Source organism: Methylobacterium sp. 22177, from assembly GCF_052045615.1.
In the GTDB taxonomy this organism is placed as follows: domain Bacteria; phylum Pseudomonadota; class Alphaproteobacteria; order Rhizobiales; family Beijerinckiaceae; genus Methylobacterium; species Methylobacterium radiotolerans.
This window is the reverse complement of record NZ_JBQEPK010000024.1, coordinates 38345-59986: the sequence shown is the minus strand read 5'-3', so window position 1 is coordinate 59986 and position 21642 is coordinate 38345. Positions and strand designations below refer to the sequence as shown.

Here is a 21642-nt window from a genome sequence, read left to right as displayed (position 1 = left end):
ATGGCCCGGTTGGACGACGGCGGCCCCGGCCGCGACAGCTACGACGTCGTGGTGGTCGGCGGCGGGCCGGCCGGCGCCACGGCGGCGACCGACCTCGCCCGGGCCGGCCACGCGGTGCTGCTCCTCGACAAGCCCGGGCGGATCAAGCCCTGCGGCGGCGCGATCCCGCCGCGGCTGATCCGCGACTTCGCGATCCCCGACGCGCTCCTCGTCGCCAAGATCCGCTCGGCCCGGATGGTGGCGCCGAGCGGCAAGACCGTCGACATGCCGGTGGGCGAGGGCTTCGTCGGCATGGTCGACCGCGAGCATTTCGACCCGTGGCTGCGCGCCCGGGCGGCGGAGGCCGGCGCCGACCTGCGCGCGGCCGCCTTCGAGCGGATCACCCGGCCCGACGACGGGCCGCCGCTCGTCCACTTCACCACCGGCGCGGGGACCGGCCTCGCCCGCCACGCCGTCCGGGCGCGCCTCGTCGTCGGGGCCGACGGCGCCTGCTCGCCGGTCGGCCGCGCGGAGGTGCCGGGCCACGCCAGGATGCGGCAGGTCTTCGCCTATCACGAGATCCTCCGGGTGCCGGAGGCCGGCGCCCCCGGGGCCGGGTCGGTCGAGGCGACCCGCTGCGACGTCTACTACCAGGGCCGCCACTCGCCGGATTTCTACAGCTGGATCTTCCCCCACGGGGACACGCTGAGCATCGGCACCGGCAGCGCCCGGAAGGGCTTCTCCCTGCGCTCCTCGATCCGCGCTCTGCGGGTGGCGACCGGCCTCGACGGGGCCGAGACCGTCCGGCGCGAGGGCGCCCCCCTCCCCCTCAAGCCGCTGAAGCGCTGGGACAACGGCCGCGACGTGCTGCTGGCGGGCGATGCCGCCGGCGTCGTCGCCCCGGCCTCCGGGGAGGGCATCTACTACGCGATGCTGGGCGGGCGCCTCTCCGCCGAGGCCGCCGCCGCCTTCCTCGAGACCGGCGATGCCCGGGCGCTCGGGCGCGCGCGAAGACGGTTCATGAAGCTGCACGGGCGCGTGTTCTGGATCCTCGGGATGATGCAGTGGGTCTGGTACCGCAGCGACGGTCTGCGCGAGCGCTTCGTCTCGATCTGCCGGGACAAGGACGTCCAGCAGCTCACCTGGGACAGCTACATGAACAAGGAGCTGGTCCGCGCGAAGCCCGCCGCCCACGCGCGGATCTTCTTCAAGGACCTCGCCCACCTGTTCCGCTGGGTCTCGCCGTGAGCCTCGGCCTCGCCGATCTCGGGCCGCCCGCGGTGGCCGCCGCCGCCGCCGTGCTGGTGGCCGTGGCCGGCGGCCTCGCGACCACGACGGACACGTGGTACCGGCGCCTGCGGGTCCCGGCCTGGAAGCCGCCGGACTGGGCCTTCGGGCCGGTCTGGGCGGTGATCTTCGCGCTGACCGCCACCTCGGCGGTCCTCGCCTGGAGCGGCGCGGCCGACCCCGTCGCCCGGGGCGTGCTGATCGCCGCCTTCGCGGTGAACGGGGTGCTCAACATCGCCTGGAGCGTGCTGTTCTTCCGGTTCCGCCGGCCCGACTGGGCGCTCGCCGAGGTCGCGGCCCTGTGGCTGTCGATCGCCGTGCTGGTGCTGGTCACCGGCCGGATCTCCGTCGCGGCGGGCCTCATGAACCTGCCCTACCTCGCCTGGGTCAGCGTCGCCGCCTGCCTGAACCTGCGGATCGTGCGCCTCAACGCGCCCTTCGGGGAGCCGGCGTGATGGAGCCGCCGCTCGCCGCCGCCCTCGCCGCCGCCTTCGCCTCGGGCCGGATCGTCGACGGGATCCTCCTGCTCGTCGCCCTGGAGGCCCTCGTCCTCGCCTGGCTCAGCCGCCGGGGCGGGCCGCCGCTGCCGTCCCTGCTGGCCACGCTCGCCTCCGGCGCCGCGCTGATGCTGGCCCTGCGGGCGGCGCTGGCGGGGGCCGGCTTCGTCGCGGTCGCCGGGTGGATGCTCGCCGGGCTCGCCGCCCATCTGGCCGATCTCGGCCTGCGCTTCCGGTCCGCCACGGCACATCGCCGCAGCCCGGCGCCGCCCGGAACAACGCCTCGAACGGCCGCGTTCACGCGCGTCACAAATCTCAAACAGCTCTAAACTCGGGATGGGAGACGCGGCATGCAGCGCACGAGAGCCCTCTCCTCCGGCCGCCTGCCGCCGATCCGGACGGCGCCGATCCTGGGGAGCCTGTTCCTGGCGAGCCTGTTCCCGGCCGCGCCGGCGCTGGCGCAGGACGGGTCGGCCGACCAGATCGCGCGCGGCAAGTATCTCGTGACCATGGGCGACTGCGCGGCCTGCCACACGGCGCCGGGCGGCAAGTACCTCGCCGGCAACTACGCGCTGAACATGCCCTTCGGCGTGATCATGACCCCCAACCTCACCCCCGACAAGGAGACCGGCCTCGGCAACTGGAGCTACGCCGACTTCGACCAGGCGTTCCGGCACGGCTACAGCAAGAACGTCGGCTACCTCTACCCGGCCTTCCCGTTCGGCTGGTTCACCAAGGTCACCGACGAGGACACCCAGGCGATCTGGGCCTACCTGCAATCGGTCCCGGCCGTGAACGAGAAGCGGCAGGAGAGCCAGATCCCGTTCCCGTTCAGCGTCCGCACGGCGCTGGTGACGTGGCGGACGGCCTTCTTCACCGACGAGCGCTTCAAGCCCGACCCGAAGGCCAGCGCCGAGGTGAACCGCGGCGCCTACCTGGTGGAGGGCCTCGGCCACTGCGCCATGTGCCACAACGAGAACAAGCTGGTCGGCAATTCGAGCTTCGCGGGCCGGTTCGGCGGCGGCGTGATCGACGGCTGGTACGCCCCCAACATCACCCCGGACGGCCACCAGGGCATCGGTGCCTGGACCGACGAGCAGGTGGTGACCTACCTCAAGACCGGCACCGCCCCGGGCGACCGGCCGGGCGTCGCCGCCGGCCCGATGCGCCAGACCATCATGGAATCCCTCTCCAAGGTGAAGAAGGAGGACCTCAAGGCCATGGTCGCGTACCTGCGCACCGTGCCGGCCAAGCAGACCTACAAGCCGAAGGACCTCACGGCCTTCGACACGCCCGACGCGCCGGGCGCCTCCACCTACCTGACCTACTGCTCCTCGTGCCACCAGCCCGACGGCAAGGGCATCGAGGGCGCGGTCCCGGCGCTCGCCGGCAACACCTCGGTCCAGTCCGACGGGCCCGAGACGGTGCTGCGGGTGATCTACGGCGGCCTCGCCGCCCAGAGCGGGCTGGCCCCGATGGTGGCGATCGGCCAGCAGATGACCGATGTCGAGGTGAAGAACGTCACCGACTACATCCGCAATTCCTGGGGCAACAGGGCGCCGCCGGTGACCGGCGACAAGGCCTCGGAGGCGCGCGCCGCCACCCGGACCATGCTGGCCGGCACCGCCCCCTGCGCGGAGATCGAGCAGGACAAGCTCAAGGCCGCCTTCGAGAAGCTCGGCATCCAGGCGAGCCTGACCGGACTGAAGCAGCAGGACTTCGTCCCGACCCTCGCCCGGCTGGTCCAGCAGGTGAAGGCGGAGCCGACCGGCGTCACCGACGACGACATCGTCAACGGCCTGACCACGGCCTTCTGCAAGGTCGGCCGCGACGACCCGCAATACGGCAAGCCGAGCTGGCCCGCGGTGATCGGCACCTTCGCCAACGTCGCCTACAGCCAGGTGAAGCACCCGGAGAAGCAGGCCGCCAACGTCCCCTCCGCCACCACGCCGCCGGCCAAGAACTGAGGCGCCGCCGCGCGGCCCCGGCAGGCCGGGGCTGTCGCGGCCGGATCGGGCGGAACGGATGAAACCGTGTGCCGTTGGAGCCGGGACGTGCCTACCTCGCGCCCGGAGTCCCCGTGTCCAGCCTCGTCCGCATCCTGCTCGCGATCTTCTTCCCGCCGATCGCCGTGCTCGTCACCACGGGCTTCGGTCTGCAGTTCCTGCTGAACATCCTGCTGTGGATCCTCGGCTGGCTGCCCGGCACGGTCCACGCCCTGTGGCTGATGAACCGCGACCGTCCGCTGGTCTGAGCCGTCAGGGCTTCCGGCCCTCGGGCTCGCCCTTCCGGAGGGCGGGCTTCGCCTCCGCCTTCCCGTCACCCTTCCCCTTCCCGTCGCCCTTCGCCTCGACCCTGGCGGTCCTCACCGCGTGGGCCTTGGCGGCCCGCGGCGCGGCCGTCTCGGCGGCGTGGGCGAGCTTCGCCGGCTCCGGCGCCGCCGCGGCGTCGACCGGAGAGGCCGGGGGCGCCGCCGGGGCCGGCTTGTCCTTGGCGAAGAGCTGACCGAACAGCTTCTGGTAGCTGCTCGCATCGCCGTCCGCGTCCGCGACGGCGATCCGGGCGGGCTTGTCGGGCAGGGCCGCCGTGGTCTCGACCTGCGCGCCGGGATCGGCGCGGTTCGCCATGAGGGTCGTGGGCGCCGCGGGCGCCGCCGGCTCGCGCCCGTGCCCCTTGCCGCCGGCCTTCGCGGCCCGGGCGGGCGCCTCCGGCTCGGCGCCGGCCAGCATCGTGGGCCGGCCCTTCGGGCCGACCTCGATCTCCTGCGGGCCCGCCGCCAGGGTCTCGGGGCGGCTCACGTCGCCGAGATTGTGCCGGCCGTACTCCTTGGCGTCGTAGGGCAGCACCGTCTCGGTGCCGCCGAGGCTCGCGAAGGCGCTGGCGTTCTGCGGGCGGAAGACCGGGTTCTGGCCGCCGTCCTGGTAGACGACCCGCACCGCGGGCGTGCCCTTGGCGACGAGGTCGGCGACCGCGCGGGCGTCGTGCGCGCTCTTCTCGGCCACCAGCGGGTCGACGTGCGGCCGGCACGCGCCGGCGGCCGCGTCGGCCCCGCCGAACACGTACTTGGTCCCGCACTGGCCGACCTTCGGCTCCTCGTGCAGGGCCTCGAAATAGTCGGACCCCTCCTTGAGGTTCTGCCAGAAGGCGATGTTCGGGTCGTTGCGGAACTTGGCCATGTTCTCGGCCGTCATCCGGAACGGGTAGGACTGGAACTGGAAGCTGCGCTGGCCGCCGATGAACGCGTCGCGGGCGACGGCGTAGATCTCCGCGATGGTGGCGTCGGTCATGGCGAAGCAGCCCGCCGACGAGCAGGTGCCGTGCACCATCAGGTACTTGCCGGTGCGCCCGTTGGCCCGGTCGACGGCGTTCGGGAAGCCCGTGTCGAACGACAGGTAGTACGAGGAGTTCGGGTTCATCAGGCCCGGGGTGATCGTGTAGAAGCCCTCGGGCGCCTGCCGGTCGCCCTCGCGGGTCTTCGGCCCGAGCTGGCCGGACCAGCGGCAGATCGGGTAGGTCTTCATCAGGGCGTAGCGGCCGTCGCTCCCCCGCTTCCAGATCTCCATCTCCGCCTCCTTCTTGAAGGTGCGGATCAGGATCGGGTCGGAGGGCTGCATCCCCTTGGACTGCATCAGCGCGACGGTCTGGGGGGCGATCGGCGCGAGGCTGCGCGCGCTCGGGCCGTTGATCCCGGAACCGTCCTGGCAGGCGGCGAGCGACAGGGCCAGCAGGGACGCCGCCGCCAGCAGTCGCGCGGTCGCGAGACGCGCCGTCATGGGGAACCTCGATCGTCTTACGCGCGCCCGCGGGCCTTGCTGGCCGCGTCGGGTGCCACTCCCCAACCCAATAGGCTCGTTAAGCTTGCGCCTTCCTTACCGCAAGGACCCGGCTGCAACACTGGATTGTTCTCCGGTGTGGAGAGCCGGCGGATGCACCCTATCCACAGCGCGCCGCGGCGGGGTCGCGGGCCGGCGCCGTTCGAGCCGCAGGGCCGCGCGGCGAGACAGGCGGTGCGCGTGCGCGGTCCGGCCCGCGGTCCGGCCCGCGGTCCGGCCCCCGGTCCGTCCTGCCGGCCCGGTGCGCGTACCGGTGGACTCCCTGCGGAGCGGACGCGCGTGACCGCGCCGGGCGCCCGACTTCGAGCTGCTTGCCCCGGCGGGATGAGGGCGCCACGGTCGCGGAGGCTGCCATCCGGATTCGGCCGATCGACCCGGACGGCTCGAACACGCGAACGTCGCCCATGACGGCCCTCTCGCTCGACACGCACGCCCTCGTCCGTCGCCTGCGGGCGACCGGCCTGTCCGAGGATCAGGCCGAGGCGATCGCCGCGGCGATCCGCGAGAGTCGGGATTCCGATCTGACGAACCGCGTCACCGAGACCGATCTGGCCGAAGCGAAGGTCGACATCATGAAATGGGTGATCGGCTCGATCGGCGTCCAGACGATCGTCATCGTCGGCGCGATCGTTGCCCTGTCGCGCGCCGCCCATTGACGGCCGCCCCGGGCGCCGACCGGCCGTCGCCCCGGCCACGTTGCCCCCGCAACGTCGCTCCCGGGCGGCCGCTCAGGCGAACAGCGCCGGCCGCCGCGCCGCCTCGGCGCGGATGATCGCCACCAGCGCCGCGTCGTCGGCCGGGTCGGCCAGCCGCAGGCCGACCGGCTCCGAGGGCGTGTGCACGGTGAGCCAGCGCAGGGTGGGCCGGAGGTCGACCGCCTCGACCACCGCCATGCGCGGGTGCCCGGTCTCGAGCTGCACGAAGGTCAGGTGGTTGCGGCTGGCGCGCCGCCCGAGCAGGTCGTCGATCGCCTCGACCACGTCCCGGGGCGTGTGGAGATGGGTCATCATCCAGAGCCGGTTGTCGGTGCCCGGCGTGTCGAGGGCCCGGCGCAGCCGGCGCACGCCCTCGGTCAGGAAGGCGTAGTCCGCCTCGCTCGTCGCCGGGTCGTGGTGGTTGAACACGCACTCGAGGCCGTGCCGCTCCCGGTAGAGGCGGTGGCGCCCGCGCCAGATGCCGGGGCCGCGCCGCTCGGCCTCCGGGATGCTCTCCAGCTGGCCCCGGTCGACGAGCGCGGCGAAGTCGTCGGCGAGGCAGTCCCGGGCCATGCCGGGCATGGAGAAGATCCAGTCGAGGGGCCCCGACCACTGGCGCAGGTCGAGCGTCTTGAGGACGTGCGCCATCTGGCAATTGCAGCCGAGGGAGACGTGGTTGTGCCGGCCCGGCTCCCGCGCGTCGCGCCGGCCCAGCAGCCGGCCGAGCGCGCCGAACAGGCCCCCCGTCGCCCCGGGCTCGCTCACAGGGTCCGGCCGATCGCCAGGAACTTCTCCGCGCGCCGGTCGCGGATCTCGGCGGGCGAGAGGCCGTCGAACTGGGCGAGGGCGTCGGCGACGGCGTCGCCCGCGGCCCGGATCGCCGCCTCGCGGTCGCGGTGCGCCCCGCCGGTGGCCTCCGGGATGATCCCGTCGATGACGCCGAGCCGCAGCAGGTCCTGGGCGGTGATCTTCATGGCGGTGGCGGCGTCGGAGGCGCGGCCCTGGTCGCGCCACAGGATCGAGGCGGCGCCCTCCGGCGAGATCACCCCGTAGATCGCGTGCTCCAGCATGAGCACCCGGTTGGCGGTGGCGAGCGCGATGGCGCCGCCCGAGCCGCCCTCCCCGATCACCACGGCGACGTTCGGCACGCCCAGCGCGAGGCAGGCCTCGGTCGAGCGGGCGATGGCCTCGGCCTGGCCGCGCTCCTCCGCCTCGATGCCCGGATAGGCGCCGGCGGTGTCCACGAAGGCGATGACGGCTAAGCCGAACCGGTCGGCGGTCTCCATGAGCCGGACCGCCTTGCGGTAGCCCTCGGGCCGGGCCATCCCGAAATTGTGGCGCAGCCGCGCCTCGGTGGTGGCGCCCTTCTCCTGGCCGAGCACCAGGACCGGCCGGCCGCGGAACCGGCCGAACCCGCCCAGGATCGCCTCGTCCTCGCCGAAGCTGCGGTCGCCGGCCAGCGGGGTGAACTCGGTGATGAGCCCGTCGCAATAGTCCACGAAGTGCGGCCGCTGCGGGTGGCGGGCCACCTGGGTCTTCTGCCAGGGCGTGAGATTCGCGTAGATCTCGGCGAGCGCCTGGCCGGCCTTGGCCTCGAGCCGGCCGACCTCCTCGGCGATCGAGACCGCGCCGTCGCGCGCGCTCACGGCGCGCAGCTCCTCGAGCTTGGCCTCCAGCTCGGCCACCGGCTTCTCGAAGTCGAGGTAGGTGCGCGTCACCGCCATCGTATCACAGGTCTTCCCGGGGTCCGCCGCGCGAGAGGCGGCGGGCGCGAGGTGTTGGCGATGGCGGGGATGGTGTCAACCGGCGTCGTGGCGGATGCGCCCCGCGCCGGGGTCGAGGCACGCCGTGTCGGGCGGCGTCGGGCGGTGTCGGGCGGCGATCGGGCGTCAGGCCGCGTCCCGCGCCTCGCGGGCGATCCGGCGGCAATGCTCCAGGTAGCCGCGCTGGTGCGCGCCCATCAGGTCGGTGACCACCGACCAGAGCCAGCCGGGGGCGTCGGGGCCCGGCCCCGGCGCCCGCACGGCGTCGATCCAGGTCCGGCGGTCGGCCGCGCCCATCTGGCGGCCGTGGGCCCGGCCCAGGATGGCGGCGAGGTGCCGGGAGACCCGGACCGCCTCGCCGCGGGAGAACTGCTCGGCGTCGATCTTGAGATCCTGCGGCAGCAGCTCGCGGACCGTGACGGGCGTGCCGCCGGCGCGGTCGCCCACATGGCCGGCGACCATCCGGTCTCCGAGGTTGGGCGACAGCGCCCGCGCGCCCGCGACGACGCGTTCGGCGTGGTCGGGCGGCACCGCGATCCCGGCGGCGGCCGGCGCGAGGTGCGGCACGGCCTCCTTGACGTCGAGGAGGGCGAGCTGCGGGCGGTCGCCGCCCAGGACCTCCACCAGGGCGGCGTAGCGCAGGCGCCCGAGGGAGCTGCAGCCCTTGATCCAGTAGGCGGCGTCGAGCAGCCGGATCTCGGCGCCGTCGGCCGCGCTGCCGAGCGCCAGGACGAGGCGGCGGATCTCCGGGTCGCGGACCAGCGCCGTCAGCGACGCCTGCTCGTCGGGGTCGAGGTCGAAGAACCGGCTGCCCCGCGGGAGCCGGGCGGCCTTGCCCTTCAGCCGCTCGCGCGAGAGGTGGCGCCAGCGCCGGCCGAGCGCCCGCCGCTTCGTCGTGACGACGATCTCGGACGGGTCGACGCCCCGCTCGGCCCCCTCGGGATCGGCGATCCCGTCGGCGTAGCCGTCCGCCATCGCGTCCATCATCCGGGCGGTGACGATGCCCGGCAGGGTCGCGTTGAGCGCCGCGGTGACCAGCGAGAGCGCGAGCCGGACGAGGTCGAAGGCCGGGTTCGCCACGACGGTCTGGTCGAGGTCGCGGATCTGGATGTCGATCCCGCCGTCCGGGCCGGCGAGCGCGCCGAGATTGCCGAGATGCGCGTCGCCGCAGATCCAGACCGGCGGCCCCTCGGGCAGGGTGCCGGCCGGCATCCCGGCGAGCAGCTCGTAGAACCGCGCCGTGCTGCCGCGGACGTAGGCGTGCGGCGAGGAGGCGATCTTGCACAGGCGGCGGTGGTTCAGCACGCTCGCGTCGCGGCCGGATCGTGCCGGTACCTGCATGTCCATGGGTTCGGTCCCGCGCGCCGCTCCGCCGGCCTCGCCGGGCCGGCCGAACCGATAACACGGCGAGGCCGGCCTTTTCATCCGCGCGCGCGGGCGCGCGGATTGACGCGGGGGGACTCCTGTCAGGCCGCCGGTCAGGCCGCCTGCGACTCGACCCGGTTCCGGCCCGCCGCCTTGGCCCGGTAGAGGGCGAGGTCGGCCCGGCGGAGCATGTCGGCGGGGCCGAGATCGTCGCCGCGGCGCACGGCGACGCCGATCGAGACCGTCACCGACACGGTCCGGCTCGCCCGCTGCACGGTGAACGGCACCGCCTCGACGCGCTCGCGGATGCGCTCGGCGATGCCCTGCGCCTCGACGAGGCCCGCCTCCGGCAGGATCACCACCACCTCCTCGCCGCCGTAGCGCGCCACGATGTCGATGGGCCGCGTGTGCTGGCGGACGCGCTCGGCGAAGCCGCGCAGCACCTCGTCGCCGGCCTCGTGGCCGAAGCTGTCGTTGATCCCCTTGAAGTGGTCGATGTCGAGGATCAGCGCGGCGAGGTTCGCCCGGCGGGCGGCCTCGTCGCCGAACAGCGTGCCGAGGTGGTTGTCGAGGTAGCGCCGGTTGTGCAGGCCGGTGAGCGCATCGGTCACGGCCATCTGCAGGGAGGCCTGCATCGCCCCGCGGAGCGCGTCGGTGAAGCGCTTGCGCTTCACCTGCGTGCGGACCCGGGCCATCAGCTCGTTGCGGTCGACCGGCCGCATCAGGAAGTCGTGCACGCCGAAATCGAGGCCGCGGACCACCCGGGCGCGGTCGTACTCCTCGGCGAGCATGATCAGCGGCATCGCCCGGGTCCGGTCGAGGGACCGGAGCTGGCTGCACAGGCGCAGGCCGTCGAAGCCGGTGAGGTCGAGGCTCACCAGGGCGAGGTCGAAGGTCTCCTCGGCGGCGCGGCGCAGGGCCTCCTGCGGGTCGGGCTCGACCGTGACGACGTGGTGCTGGCGCAGGGCCCCGGCGAGGCGCTCGGCCGATCCGGGACGGTCCTCGATCAGCAGGATCCGGGCGTCGAGGCCGGTCTCGGCGGTGGCGAGCGCCAGGGGATCGCCGATGCCGAACTCGCGGGAGGCGAGCGCGCGCTGGCGCAGCTCGTCCGTCACGGCCTTGAGCCGCACCAGGCTGCGCACCCGCGTGAACAGGGCGGTGTCGTCCACCGGCTTGGTCAGGAAGTCGTCGGCCCCGGCATCGAGGCCGCGCAGGCGGTCCGCGGGCTGGTCGAGGGCCGTGACCATCACCACCGGGATATGGGCCGTGAGCGGGTTGTTCTTGAGGTGCCGGCAGACCTCGAACCCGTCCATGCCGGGCATCATCACGTCGAGCAGGACGAGGTCGCAGAGGCCCTTCTCGCAGATCGCGATCGCGTCCCGGCCGTTCATGGCCGCGAGCGTGTCGAAATATTCCAGGCCGAGCTTCGTCTCCAGAAGCCTGACGTTCGGGAACAGATCGTCGACGATCAGGACACGGGCCGACATGCTTCCTCGTCAGGGCGCGGGTGAGCGGCCCGGACCGGGCGCCGTGTGCCGTGGGTGCGCGCCGCCGGTCGGCCGCCGGGGCCGGGGCGGACACGACGGGACGGACGGTTGAACCGGCCCCCCGGCCCGGCGCGGCCGGGGGGCCGGTTCAACGGCACGCCTCGCCGGCGTCAACGCGGTTCAAGATAGGCCCGAACCGTTGCCAAAAACTTCGCGACCGAGATCGGCTTCGACAGGTAGGCCTCGCAGCCGCCCTCGCGGATCCGCTCCTCGTCGCCCTTCATGGCGAAGGCCGTGATGGCGATCACCGGGATGCCCTTGAGGTCGTCGTCCTCCTTGAGCCATTTCGTCACCTCGAGGCCGGAGACCTCGGGGAGCTGGATGTCCATGAGGATCAGGTCGGGGTGGTGGGCGCGCGCCAGCTCGATCGCCTCGATGCCGTGGGCGGTCTTGAGCGTCGCGTAGCCGTTCGCCTCCAGGAGATCGTTGAACAGCTTCATGTTCAACTCGTTGTCCTCGACGATCAGCACCGTCTTCTTCATGATCCGTTGTCCCGGTGCGCGCCGATCATGATTAGCGGGCCGTGAAGCCCCTCCGTCACCTTTGTAGCGTTCACATGTTGATGAATGGCAAACCTCTTCAAGGGGATGAGTCGGCCGAACGGCTCGCCCTGGACGTTCTGTTGTGGATCGCTGGGGACGACGACCGTCTCCTGCCCTTCCTGGCGGCGAGCGGCCTGAGCCCCGACACGCTCCGCGCGAGCGCCCGGGAGCCCGCCTTCCTGGTGGGCGTGCTCGACCACGTGATGGGTGACGAGAACGTGCTCGTCGCCTGCGCGAACGGCCTCGGCATCAAGCCGGAGCGGATCGCCGCGGCCTGGCAGAGGCTGTCGCCGCGGCCGGACGACGAGTGGGCGTGAGGCGGGCCCTCAGGGCGTGCAGCCCTTCCCCGCCTCCCTGTCGGCCCGCCCGGCCTTGGCGTCGATGTCGAGGGCGGTCATGTCGCCCAGGATGGCGAAGTCGCCGTAATCGAGCTTGAGCGCGCCGCTGACGCCGTTCTCGTACAGGTCGAAGCCGAGGGTGTAGATCGGCGTGCGCTCCCCGGCGCCCTCGGTGTAGTAGCTGAGGCGGACCGGCCAGTGCGGCATGGCGGCCAGCGAGCCCTCGCGCAGGGGCTTGTCGCGGGTCGAGTCGGCGGCCGGGGCCGGGCCGGTCGCGGCGTGGCCGATCACCGCGAAGGTGTCGTAGACCTTCCGGCCGTCGTCCGAGCCGTCGAAGACCTTGACCGCGAGGGTCGACTGGCCGGCCCGCGCCGCCTCGATCAGGCGGCGCATGTGCTCGCTCGGGAACAGGACCGGCCCCTCCACGGTGAACGGCTTCGGGCCGCCCTTCAGCCTCACCGTCAGGGCGTCGCCCTGCTCGGAGGCGGTCCCGTCCACGGGGGCGGCGGGCTTGTTGTTGGTGAGCGTCGTCGTCTTGAACCGGAACTCGCGCCCCTGCCCGCCCTCGAAGGTGGTGCTGCGCATGTCGGACAGGCGCGCGCCGGTCTCGCCGGAGGACAGCTCCGTCACCTGGCGGGTCTGCATCGTGTAGCCGCGGCAGGCGTCGCCCCGGAAATCGATGACGATGCGCCCGCGGGCGCTCTCCACCGAGCGGGTGCCGCCGCCCTCGGCGAGCGACAGGTCGTAGACCGCGCGGTGGTTGGCGAGCACGATCTCGGGCGCCGGCGGCTTGGCCTCCGGCTCGGGCCCGGCCGGCGGGGCCGCGCGGGCGGGCCCGGCGCAGACGAGAAGGCCGGCCGTCAGCAGGTGGGAGAGGCGCAGGCGCATGGACAACCCCGGTTCGGTCCGCCGCAGATAGCAGGCTGACGGAATCGGGCAATGCTTGGGCCGCGTCGCGGGACCTCGCGCCTGCGGGACGCGGCGGCGCCGGGCGGCCGCGGCCCGCCTACCGGTAGCCCTCCGCCTGGAGGGTGAACAGCTCGGCGTAGCGGCCGCCGCGGGCCATGAGGGCGGCGTGGCTGCCCTCCTCCAGCACCCGGCCGCCCTCCAGGACGAGGATGCGGTCGGCCATGCGCACGGTGGAGAAGCGGTGCGAGATCAGCACCGCCGTCCGCCCGGCCGACAATTCCCGGAACCGCGCGAAGACGTCGTGCTCGGCCCGGGCGTCGAGGGCCGCGGTCGGCTCGTCCAGGATCAGGATCTCGGCCTCGCGCATGTAGGCCCGGGACAGCGCGACCTTCTGCCACTCGCCCCCGGAGAGGTCGAGGCCGCCGGCGAAGCGCTTGCCCAGCGGCTGGGCGTAACCCCCGGGCAGGCGCTCGATCACCGGGGCCGCGAGCCCCCGGGCCGCCGCGGCCGCGATGCGGCCCGCGTCGTCGGCGGCCTCGATCCGGCCGACCGCGACGTTCTCCCCGGCGGTGAGGTCGAAGCGGACGAAGTCCTGGAAGATCGCCCCGATCCGCGCCCGCAACTCGTCGAGGTCGTAGACGGCGAGCGGCACGCCGTCGAGGAGCACGCGGCCCTCGTGCGGGTCGTACAGCCGGGTCATCAGCTTGACGATCGTGGTCTTGCCGGCGCCGTTGCCGCCGACCAGCGCCACCGTCTCCCCGGCGCGGACCGCGAAGGAGAGGTCGCGCAGCGCGAAAGTCTGCGTGCCGGGATAGCGGTAGCCGACCCCCTCGAAGACCAGCCCCTCCCGGATCGGGCGCGGCACCGGCACGGGCCGGGCGGGCGAGCGGATCTGCGGCCGGATCGCGAAGAAGGCGTAGAAATCCTCGAGGTACTGCGCCTGCCCGGTGATCTGGGTCAGCCCGAGGAGCAGCCCCTCCAGGCCGCCGCGCAGCCGCTGGAAGGCGCCGGCCAGGAAGGCGAGGTCGCCCACCGAGAAGGCGCCCGCCACCGTCCGCCAGACGATCACCGCGTAGGCGGCGTAGTAGGCGAGCGTCCCGAGGCTCGCGAAGGCGAAGCCCCAGCCGGCCCGGGCGACCGCGAGGTTGCGGTTCTCGGCCAGCAGCCGCCCCGCCACCGCGGCGTAGAGCCCGGTGAGGTAGCCCGCGAGGCCGAAGAGCTTGATCTCCTTGGCGGTCTCGACGCTGGCGCCGAGGTAGCGCAGGTAGTCGATCCGCCGCCGCTCCGGGCTGCGGATCCAGGCGAGGCGATAGCCGGCCTTGGTGAAGTGCCACTCGTTGAGCACCGCCGGGACCAGGGCTGCGGCGATCAGCACGACGAGCCAGGGCGTGAAGGCCGCGACCCCGACCGCCAGGGTCGCGAGGGTCAGGAGGCCCTGCAGCTGGCCGAACACCGTGCCGATGAGGCCGGTGCGGCCGCTGACCTGCCGGCGCGCCCGCTCCAGCCGGTCCTGCTGGGCGCTGTCCTCGAACTGCGCGAGGTCGAGCTCGGCGGCGTGCGCCATCAGCCGCAGGGAGGCCGCGTTGGCGTAGAGGTCGCCGATCACGGTCTCGACGAGGCTCGTGAGCCGGCCGGTCAGGTCCGAGAGCAGGGCGAGGCCGAGCTCGGCGGCGACGAGGCCGGCGAGCCGCGCCCGGCCGGGATCGGCGAACCACGCCGCGAGCCCCGCCTCCGGCGCCGGCCGGGCGTGCTCGGCCACGATCCCGTCGAGGATCAGCTTGGCGAGGTAGAGGGTCAGGACCGGCAGGCAGGCCGCCACGAGGCGCAGCGACAGGCTCGCCGCCAGCAGGCGCGGGCTCGCGGCGGCGATCTCCCGGAACAGGGTCGGCAGGTAGCGCAGGGCGCCGACGCGCTCGCCCAGGCGCTCGCCCAGGCGCCCACCGAGGCGCCCAGCGAGTCGCTCGCGGAGGCGCTGGCGCGGGCCCGCCCCCGGCCGCGGCGCGGGCCCGCTCATCCCCTGGGGATGACCGGCCGGGTTTCGGACGTGGATTGGACGAGGCGCAAGGACAGCATTAACTGTAGATGCATATAGTTTTAATCCTCGTCGAGTGGTGCGTGCTCAGCGGTCCTGCAATTCTCAGAGTTTCGGTTCTCCTCATCATTGCCGGCATCCTCGCGGCGGTGGTGCAGGCCCTGCTGCCGAGCCCCGCACCCGGACCGGCGACTCTGCCCGCGTCCGCTCCGGAAACACCGGCGGCCCCCCAGCCCTCGGCGACGGTGCGGCGCGTCGAGCCGGCTCCGGCGGCTCCGCCCCCGCCGGCTGCATCGCCCGCGCCGCCCGCGGCGGTCCAGCCCGCCCCCGCCCCCGCCCCGTCCGGCGGCGCCCCGGCGCCGACGCAGATGCCCTCCGACGCGACGGCCTTCCCCGCCGAGCCGCCCCCGCGGGAGGCACAGCCCGGGCCGTCGGCGCAGGAGCCGGCCGGTCAGGACGAGGTCGACCGGGCGGAGGACAGCGCCGGTCCCCGGGCCCTGGCCATCCTCGATCTCAACACCGCCTCGGTGGCGGATCTCAACCGCCTGCGCGGCGGCGGCGCCATCGGCCGGGCGATCGTCGCCAAGCGGCCCTACACGTCGGTGGAGCAGCTGCTGTCGAAGCGCGTGCTCAGCCGGTCAGTCTACGAGAAGATCAAGGATCAGGTGACTGTGCGGTGACTGTGCGGTGACTGTGCGGTGAGCGTTCGGTGAGGCCGCGGCCCCGCGACCCGCTCCGGCCCGCTCCGTCTTGCGGCGTCCGAGGATATAAATTAGCGCTGTGCGGGATATCCCAGGGGTCCGCGCATGCCGCTCTACGTCAAGGATCCGCAGGTCGACGCGCTCGCGACCCAGCTCATGGCGCTGCTGGGCACGAGCAAGACCGACGCGGTGCGCCGCGCGCTTCAGAACGAGATCGCCCGCCAGACGAACCGGCCCGATCTCGTCGCGCGGACGGCCGACTTCGTCCGTGCCCTGCACGAGCGCGCCGGTCCGGACCGGAAGCCCGCCGACGCGGCGTTCATCGACGGTCTGTACGAGCGCACCTGAGGCGGGACCCGATGTTCGTGGATGCGTCGGCCCTCACGGCGATCCTCACCGACGAAACGGATGCGGCGGCCCTGGCGGCCCGGCTTCAGCGGGCGCTGCGCCGCGTGACGTCGCCCCTGGCAGTCTGGGAAACCGGCGTGGCCGTGGCGCGCCACCTCGATCTCCCGGTCCCGGCCGCCCGCGAGGCGGTGCACGCCTATCTCGACCTCGCCGGCATCGAGATCCTGGCCGTCCCGCCGGAGGCCGAAGCGGGTGCGCTGGACGCCTACGACCGCTTCGGCAAGGGCCGGCACCCGGCCGGCCTGAACTTCGGCGACTGCTTCGCCTACGCCTGTGCCCGCGCCCACGGCGTCCCGCTGCTCTACAAGGGCAACGACTTCCCGCTCACGGACATCGAGACCGCCTGAGGCCGACGGTGCGCGCGCGGGGCAGGCGGGGCGCGGCGGGCGGAGGACCGCCGCCGCGCGTCCTCAGATCTTCGTGCCGAAGATCTCGGCCACCTGCGGGATGTCCTTGTCGCCGCGGCCCGACATGTTCATCACCATGAGGTGCTCGGCCGGGCGCTGGGGCGCGAGCTCCAGGACCTTGGACAGGGCGTGGGCCGGCTCCAGGGCGGGGATGATCCCCTCCAGCATCGAGCAGAGCTTGAACGCCTCCAGCGTCTCGGAATCGGTCGCCGACAGGTAGGTGACCCGGCCCATCTCGTGCAGCCACGCGTGCTCGGGGCCGATGCCCGGGTAGTCGAGGCCGGCCGAGATCGAGTGGGCGTCGGCGATCTGGCCGTCCCCGTCCATCAGCAGGTAGGTGCGGTTGCCGTGCAGCACGCCCGGCTTGCCGCCGGTCAGCGAGGCCGCGTGCAGGCCCGACTGGACGCCGTGGCCCGCGGCCTCGACGCCGAAGATCTCGACCTCGCGGTCGTCGAGGAACGGGTGGAACAGGCCCATGGCGTTCGAGCCGCCGCCGATGCAGGCGACGAGGGAGTCCGGGATCCGGCCCTCCTGCGCGATCATCTGCTCGCGGGTCTCGCGGCCGATCACCGACTGGAAGTCGCGCACCATCGCCGGGTACGGGTGCGGGCCCGCCACCGTGCCGATGCAGTAGAACGTGTCGGCGACGTTGGTGACCCAGTCGCGCAGCGCCTCGTTCATGGCGTCCTTGAGGGTCTTGGTGCCGGATTCCACCGGGACCACCTCGGCGCCGAGCATCTTCATGCGGAAGACGTTGGGCGCCTGCCGGGCGACGTCGACCGCGCCCATGTAGACGACGCACTTGAGGCCGAAGCGCGCGCAGAGCGTCGCGGTGGCGACGCCGTGCTGGCCGGCGCCGGTCTCGGCGATGATCCGCGGCTTGCCCATGCGGCGGGCCAGCAGGATCTGGCCCAGCACGTTGTTCACCTTGTGGGAGCCGGTATGGTTCAGCTCCTCGCGCTTGAAATAGACCTTGGCGCCCTGCCCCGCCGGCGCCTTGGCGCGCAGGTGCTCGGTCAGGCGCTCGGCGTAGTAGAGCGGGCTCGGCCGGCCGATATAGTGCGTGCCGTAGCTCTCCATCTCGGCCTGGAAGGCCGGATCCTTCTTGGCCGTCTCGTAGGCCGCCTCGAGCTCGAGGATCAGCGGCATCAGCGTCTCGGCGACGAAGCGGCCGCCGAAGATGCCGAAGCGGCCGCGCTCGTCGGGGCCGGTGCGGAAGGAGTTGGGCTCGGGCGCGATGGTCACGGGACGGATCCTGCGGGCGAAGCGATGATTTGCGGGGTGCCTAGACCCATGCGGCCGCCACCGCAATGCGGCCTGCCGCGCGCGTAACCGGAACGGGTGCCGGGACGAACGGGCTGTCAGCCTCCGCCAGGAGGCCGGCACGGAGGCCGAAGGAGGTCAGCATGGCACTTCGCGACACGGTACGCCCCCTTTCCCGTCCCCTCGCCCGCCCGCTCCTCGGGGCCGCCCTCGGGCTCGGCCTCGCGGGGGCCGTCCTGTTCCCGCGTCTGCCGGCCTTCGCCGAGGAGGCGCCCCGGCGCCTGCCGGAGGCCGCGACCCGCTCCGCCGAGCCGCCGGGGCCGCGCGTGGCCGTCTTCGCGGGCGGCTGCTTCTGGGGCGTGCAGGGGGTGTTCCAGCACGTGCGCGGGGTGACGAGCGCGGTGTCGGGCTACGCCGGCGGCACCCGTGCGGAGGCCGATTACCGCACCGTGAGCGGCGGCGGGACCGGCCACGCCGAGGCCGTGTCGGTCACCTACGACCCGGCCGCGATCCGCTACGACGAACTCCTGCGGATCTTCTTCTCGGTGGCGCTGGACCCGACCCAGGTGGATCGCCAGGGGCCCGATGCCGGGCGCCAGTACCGCTCGGCGCTGTTCCCGCAGGATGCCGACCAGGCGCGGGTGGCGCGGGCCTACATCGCCCAGCTCGACGGGGCGAAGACCTACGGGCGGTCGGTCGCCACCCGGATCGAGCCGGGGGCGGCCTTCTACCCGGCGGAAGGGTACCACCAGGACTTCATGGTCCTGCATCCCGGGCACCCGTACATCGCCGCCAACGACGCGCCGAAGCTCGAAGCCCTGAAGCACCTGTTCCCGGAGCGGACGGCGGCGCAGCCGGTGCTGGTCAACCGCCCGCCGGCGTGAGCGCCGGCGGTCCCTACTCCTCCGGCGGCCGCGGCCGGCCGAAATCCGGGGCCGCGGTCTCCTGGCCCTGCGCCACGATGCTGCGCCGGATCGCCCGGGTGCGGGTGAACATCGCGTGGAGCGCGTCGCCGTCGCCCCAGCGCACCGCCTTGGCGAGCGCCGACAGGTCCTCGTTGAACCGGCCGAGCATCTCCAGCACCGCGTCGCGGTTGTTGAGGAAGATGTCCCGCCACATGGTCGGGTCCGACGCCGCGATGCGGGTGAAGTCGCGGAACCCGCTCGCCGAGAACTTGATCACCTCGGACTGCGTCGCCGATTCGAGGTCGGCCGCGGTGCCCACGATGTTGTAGGCGATCAGGTGCGGCAGGTGGCTGGTGATGGCGAGCACGTGGTCGTGATGCTCGGCGCTCATCGTCTCGACGTCGGCGCCCATCCCCGCCCACAGGGCGCGGACGGTCTCGATCGCGGCCGGGTCGGTGCCCTCGGGCGGGGTCAGGATGCACCAGCGGCCCTGGAACAGGGTCGCGAAGCCCGCGTCCGGGCCCGAGAACTCGGTGCCGGCGATCGGGTGGCCGGGGACCAGCGCGACGCCGTCGGGCAGGTGCGGCCGGACCGCCGCCACCACGGCACCCTTCACCGAGCCGACATCCGACACGATCGCGCCGGGCTTGAGGTAAGGCGCCATCTCGGCCGCCGCCGCCCCGATGGCGCCCACCGGCACGCACAGGATCGCGAGGTCGGTGCCGGCGGCCCCCTCCGCCGGGTCGCCCGTGACGACGTCGGCGATGCCGAGGTCGCGCACCCGGGCGCGCACGGCCTCGTCCCGGTCCACCGCCACGATGGTGCGGGCGAGGCCGTAGCGCCGCGCCGCCCGGGCGATCGAGGAGCCGATCAGCCCGAGGCCGACGATGGCGAGGCGGTCGATCGCGGGGACGCCCTCGGATGTCTCAGCCATGGTGGCCCCGCACGAAGTCGCCGAGCGCCGCCAGGAAGGCTTCGTTCGCCTCGGCGCCCGCCACCGTCACCCGCAGGGCGTTGGGCAGGCCGTAGGCGGTGACCCGCCGGGTGATGAGGCCGCGCTCGGTCAGGAACGCGTCCGCGTCCTCCGCCGAGCGGCCCGGCGCGTCGGGGAAGTGGATCAGCAGGAAGTTCGCGACGCTCGGCGTGACCTCCAGGCCGAGGGCGCGGGCGCCCGCGGTGAGCTTCGGCAGCCACTCGGAATTGTGGGCGGCGGCCGCCGCCATGTGCGCCTCGTCGGCGATCGCCGCCGAGCCCGCGGCGATCGCCGGGCCCGAGACGTTGAACGGGCCCCGGATCCGGTTGACCGCGTCCGCCACGTGGGACGGCGCGACCATCCAGCCGATCCGGACGGCGGCGAGGCCGTGGATCTTCGAGAAGGTGCGGGTCATCACGACGTTCTCGGCCTCGAGCGCCAGCTCGAGCCCGGCCGAGTAGTCGTTGGCCCGGACGTACTCGGCGTAGGCGCCGTCGATCACCAGCAGCACGTGCGGCGGCAGGCCGGCGTGGAGGCGGCGGATCTCGTCGAAGGGCAGGTAGGTGCCGGTCGGGTTGTTGGGGTTCGTGACGTAGACGATCCGGGTCCGGTCCGTGACCCGGGCCAGGATCGCGTCGACGTCGACGGTCAGGTCGCGCTCGGGCGCGACCACCGCCTCGCCGCCCGAGGCCAGGATGGCGATCCGGTAGACCAGGAATCCGTGCTCGGAGTAGATGCCCTCGGCGCCCGGCCCGCAATACGCGTAGGCCAGCAGCGACAGGAGCTCGTCCGAGCCGGCGCCGCAGACGATCCGCTCGGGATCGAGCCCGTAGCGCCGGGCGATGGCGGTGCGCAAGGCGGTGGCGCGCCCGTCCGGGTAGGTCTCGAGCTTGGCGGTCGCCGCGTGGAGCGCCGCGAGCGCCGCCGGGCTCGGGCCGAGGGGCGTCTCGTTGGAGGACAGCTTGTAGACCTTGCCGCCGCCGGGCCGCCCGCTCTTGCCGGGCACGTAGGTGTCGATCGCCAGGACGCCGGGACGCGGTTCCGGACGGGCGGGTCGGGGGGCGGACATTGCAGTGCGACTCGGGATGCGCGGGGTTCGATCGGTTCCGCGCCCGTCTACAGCATTTCCTCCTCCGGTGAACCCGGGCCCGCCTCCTCCGGCGCCGGCCCGATCCCGCCGTGGCGACTTGTCCGGCCCCACGGAGTCGTGGCTGTATGCCGGCGCTCCGCCGACAGGCGCCCAACGCGAAGGATCTCCCGCATGCCCCTCGAACGCTACCTGGACGGCGGCGCCCACATCCTCCCCGCCGACGACTCGCTGATCCGCTTCGCCATGACCAACGGCCAGCGGGTGATCGCGGTCGAGGTCCCGGTTCCGGTGCTGCGCCAGCAGTTCGGCGGCGGCGCCGACCTCGCCCCCCTGGAGCTGTTCGCCCGCAATCAGGCGGTGATCGAGGCCGCGGCGAGCCAGGCCTACGACCGAACCGAGACCCCGAACGACCTCCTCGATCTGGGCCCGGAGGATTTCGACACGCGGCCCGCCTCGGCCAAGCTCTGATCGCCGAGTTCTGATCGCCGAGCTCTGATCGACGCGCTCCCGCCGGTTCGATCCATCCGGGGCGCCGCGGCAAATCGGCGACGCGCAAATGCCGCGGGGCACTCGCCACGTTTCGGCCTGTTGAACCGGGAGAACAGGGGCGCGTCGGGCGTGCCCCGCCCCGCATGCCCCTGGATGGATCGACGATGCCCGGTGACCTGATCCCCTGCAGCCTCTTCCTGATCGGGATCCTCGTGTCGGTCGCCGCGGATTGCCGCCTGCGCCGTGCCGAGGCGGCGCCCTGGGCCAACGGCTGCATCACGGCCGCCGGCGCCGCCCTGGTCTTCGCGGCCTGCGCGGCCGCCATGCGCTGAGGAACCGTCGGCCACCGGACGGAATTTCCCAGCGTCGACCCGGTGCGTGCCGGGCCGTGCGGCGCCAGGATCTGCGGCTGGCTGGGCGAGGTTTCCATGGTTTCGATGCAGGCCCTGATCGGCTGCGGTCTCGTGCTCACCGGCATCCTGATCGAGAGCGCGGCGAGCCGGCACTGGCGGGCGGGCGTCCGCGCCGACCGGCTCGATGTCCGGGCGGCCCTCGCGCTCGGCCTGCCCGCCCTGGGGCTCGCCGTGATGGCCGCGCCGATCGCGTGAGCGGTCGCGCC

25 protein-coding genes are annotated in these 21642 nt (G+C 73.4%); 14 read left to right on the top strand and 11 right to left on the bottom strand.

Going from position 1 to position 21642, the window contains the following annotated elements; all coding sequences use genetic code 11:
* From ACTJK8_RS20610 to ACTJK8_RS20590, 5 genes are all read left to right on the top strand, one after another.
* The gene (locus ACTJK8_RS20610) at window positions 1–1227 is read left to right on the top strand and encodes a geranylgeranyl diphosphate reductase (protein WP_012318835.1); all 1227 of its coding nucleotides are present in this window, start codon (window positions 1–3) and stop codon (window positions 1225–1227) included.
* Complete coding sequence (locus ACTJK8_RS20605; RefSeq protein ID WP_012318836.1) at window positions 1224–1721, top strand: TspO/MBR family protein; 498 nt, start codon at window positions 1224–1226, stop codon at window positions 1719–1721. The genes ACTJK8_RS20610 and ACTJK8_RS20605 overlap by 4 nt, the downstream gene beginning before the upstream one ends.
* Window positions 1721–2092 (top strand): hypothetical protein, encoded by a 372-nt coding sequence (locus ACTJK8_RS20600; protein WP_012318837.1) that lies wholly within the window; start codon window positions 1721–1723, stop codon window positions 2090–2092. Before ACTJK8_RS20605 ends, ACTJK8_RS20600 begins: the two co-directional genes overlap by 1 nt.
* A 21-nt stretch (window positions 2093–2113) precedes the next feature.
* On the top strand, window positions 2114–3730 hold the full coding sequence (locus tag ACTJK8_RS20595) for a c-type cytochrome (RefSeq protein ID WP_440762436.1): 1617 nt from the start codon (window positions 2114–2116) through the stop codon (window positions 3728–3730).
* 113 nt (window positions 3731–3843) lie between these two features.
* Window positions 3844–4017 carry a YqaE/Pmp3 family membrane protein gene (locus ACTJK8_RS20590; RefSeq protein ID WP_012318839.1) on the top strand — a complete coding sequence of 58 codons (174 nt, stop codon included), beginning with the start codon at window positions 3844–3846 and terminating at the stop codon, window positions 4015–4017.
* A gap of 4 nt (window positions 4018–4021) precedes the next feature.
* Here the strand turns inward: ACTJK8_RS20590 and ACTJK8_RS20585 are convergent, their stop codons facing one another.
* A complete protein-coding gene (locus tag ACTJK8_RS20585; RefSeq protein WP_440762435.1) occupies window positions 4022–5536 on the bottom strand; it encodes a L,D-transpeptidase family protein in 1515 nt (504 codons plus the stop codon).
* A gap of 464 nt (window positions 5537–6000) precedes the next feature.
* Between ACTJK8_RS20585 and ACTJK8_RS20580 the strand changes: the two genes are divergently transcribed.
* Window positions 6001–6252, top strand: a complete 252-nt coding sequence (locus tag ACTJK8_RS20580; protein WP_053621358.1) for a hypothetical protein — start codon at window positions 6001–6003, stop codon at window positions 6250–6252.
* Window positions 6253–6324: 72 nt separating this feature from the next.
* On the opposite strand, the gene ACTJK8_RS20575 is transcribed toward ACTJK8_RS20580, so the two are convergent.
* From ACTJK8_RS20575 to ACTJK8_RS20555, 5 genes are all read right to left on the bottom strand, one after another.
* Window positions 6325–7056 (bottom strand): DUF1796 family putative cysteine peptidase, encoded by a 732-nt coding sequence (locus ACTJK8_RS20575; protein WP_440762434.1) that lies wholly within the window; start codon window positions 7054–7056, stop codon window positions 6325–6327.
* A complete protein-coding gene (locus ACTJK8_RS20570; protein WP_058606970.1) occupies window positions 7053–8015 on the bottom strand; it encodes an acetyl-CoA carboxylase carboxyltransferase subunit alpha in 963 nt (320 codons plus the stop codon). The genes ACTJK8_RS20575 and ACTJK8_RS20570 overlap by 4 nt, the downstream gene beginning before the upstream one ends.
* 165 nt (window positions 8016–8180) lie before the next feature.
* The gene (locus tag ACTJK8_RS20565) at window positions 8181–9401 is read right to left on the bottom strand and encodes a DUF2252 family protein (protein WP_029359389.1); all 1221 of its coding nucleotides are present in this window, start codon (window positions 9399–9401) and stop codon (window positions 8181–8183) included.
* Between the two features lie 131 nt (window positions 9402–9532).
* Window positions 9533–10906 carry a PleD family two-component system response regulator gene (locus ACTJK8_RS20560; RefSeq protein WP_012318845.1) on the bottom strand — a complete coding sequence of 458 codons (1374 nt, stop codon included), beginning with the start codon at window positions 10904–10906 and terminating at the stop codon, window positions 9533–9535.
* A gap of 170 nt (window positions 10907–11076) precedes the next feature.
* On the bottom strand, window positions 11077–11448 hold the full coding sequence (locus tag ACTJK8_RS20555) for a response regulator (protein WP_012318846.1): 372 nt from the start codon (window positions 11446–11448) through the stop codon (window positions 11077–11079).
* 74 nt (window positions 11449–11522) lie between these two features.
* Between ACTJK8_RS20555 and ACTJK8_RS20550 the strand changes: the two genes are divergently transcribed.
* Window positions 11523–11825: a DUF3572 domain-containing protein gene (locus ACTJK8_RS20550; protein ID WP_306419171.1), complete on the top strand. Its 303-nt coding sequence runs from the start codon at window positions 11523–11525 to the stop codon at window positions 11823–11825.
* A gap of 9 nt (window positions 11826–11834) precedes the next feature.
* Here ACTJK8_RS20550 and ACTJK8_RS20545 read toward each other — a convergent pair whose 3' ends face one another.
* Window positions 11835–12734 carry a cell envelope integrity EipB family protein gene (locus tag ACTJK8_RS20545; RefSeq protein WP_024830314.1) on the bottom strand — a complete coding sequence of 300 codons (900 nt, stop codon included), beginning with the start codon at window positions 12732–12734 and terminating at the stop codon, window positions 11835–11837.
* Between the two features lie 118 nt (window positions 12735–12852).
* Entirely contained in the window at window positions 12853–14769 is a 1917-nt protein-coding gene (locus ACTJK8_RS20540; protein WP_440762433.1) for an ABC transporter ATP-binding protein, read from the bottom strand.
* 386 nt (window positions 14770–15155) lie between these two features.
* On the opposite strand from ACTJK8_RS20540, the gene ACTJK8_RS20535 reads away from it, so the two are divergent.
* The 3 genes from ACTJK8_RS20535 (at window position 15156) to ACTJK8_RS20525 (ending at window position 16243) form a co-directional block, all read left to right on the top strand.
* Window positions 15156–15467 (top strand): helix-hairpin-helix domain-containing protein, encoded by a 312-nt coding sequence (locus ACTJK8_RS20535; RefSeq protein ID WP_051252308.1) that lies wholly within the window; start codon window positions 15156–15158, stop codon window positions 15465–15467.
* 126 nt (window positions 15468–15593) lie between these two features.
* Window positions 15594–15836 carry a type II toxin-antitoxin system VapB family antitoxin gene (locus ACTJK8_RS20530; protein WP_012318851.1) on the top strand — a complete coding sequence of 81 codons (243 nt, stop codon included), beginning with the start codon at window positions 15594–15596 and terminating at the stop codon, window positions 15834–15836.
* Between the two features lie 11 nt (window positions 15837–15847).
* Window positions 15848–16243, top strand: coding sequence for a type II toxin-antitoxin system VapC family toxin (locus ACTJK8_RS20525; protein WP_012318852.1), 396 nt, complete (start codon window positions 15848–15850; stop codon window positions 16241–16243).
* A gap of 63 nt (window positions 16244–16306) precedes the next feature.
* Here the strand turns inward: ACTJK8_RS20525 and trpB are convergent, their stop codons facing one another.
* Complete coding sequence (gene trpB / locus ACTJK8_RS20520) at window positions 16307–17548, bottom strand: tryptophan synthase subunit beta (RefSeq protein ID WP_012318853.1); 1242 nt, start codon at window positions 17546–17548, stop codon at window positions 16307–16309.
* 161 nt (window positions 17549–17709) lie between these two features.
* Here trpB and msrA point away from each other — a divergent pair, with 161 nt between their 5' ends.
* On the top strand, window positions 17710–18450 hold the full coding sequence (msrA, locus tag ACTJK8_RS20515; RefSeq protein WP_058606757.1) for a peptide-methionine (S)-S-oxide reductase MsrA: 741 nt from the start codon (window positions 17710–17712) through the stop codon (window positions 18448–18450).
* Window positions 18451–18463: 13 nt separating this feature from the next.
* Here the strand turns inward: msrA and ACTJK8_RS20510 are convergent, their stop codons facing one another.
* Both ACTJK8_RS20510 and ACTJK8_RS20505 read right to left on the bottom strand, forming a co-directional pair.
* Window positions 18464–19405 carry a prephenate/arogenate dehydrogenase family protein gene (locus ACTJK8_RS20510; RefSeq protein WP_012318855.1) on the bottom strand — a complete coding sequence of 314 codons (942 nt, stop codon included), beginning with the start codon at window positions 19403–19405 and terminating at the stop codon, window positions 18464–18466.
* Window positions 19398–20513 (bottom strand): pyridoxal phosphate-dependent aminotransferase, encoded by a 1116-nt coding sequence (locus ACTJK8_RS20505; protein WP_029359391.1) that lies wholly within the window; start codon window positions 20511–20513, stop codon window positions 19398–19400. The genes ACTJK8_RS20510 and ACTJK8_RS20505 overlap by 8 nt, the downstream gene beginning before the upstream one ends.
* A gap of 192 nt (window positions 20514–20705) precedes the next feature.
* On the opposite strand from ACTJK8_RS20505, the gene ACTJK8_RS20500 reads away from it, so the two are divergent.
* The 3 genes from ACTJK8_RS20500 to ACTJK8_RS20490 all read left to right on the top strand — a co-directional run bounded on the left by ACTJK8_RS20500 (window position 20706) and on the right by ACTJK8_RS20490 (window position 21631).
* A complete protein-coding gene (locus ACTJK8_RS20500; protein WP_024830311.1) occupies window positions 20706–21002 on the top strand; it encodes a hypothetical protein in 297 nt (98 codons plus the stop codon).
* Between the two features lie 185 nt (window positions 21003–21187).
* Complete coding sequence (locus ACTJK8_RS20495) at window positions 21188–21355, top strand: hypothetical protein (RefSeq protein WP_020095222.1); 168 nt, start codon at window positions 21188–21190, stop codon at window positions 21353–21355.
* Window positions 21356–21451: 96 nt separating this feature from the next.
* Window positions 21452–21631 (top strand): hypothetical protein, encoded by a 180-nt coding sequence (locus ACTJK8_RS20490; RefSeq protein WP_012318859.1) that lies wholly within the window; start codon window positions 21452–21454, stop codon window positions 21629–21631.
* Window positions 21632–21642 lie beyond the last annotated feature (11 nt).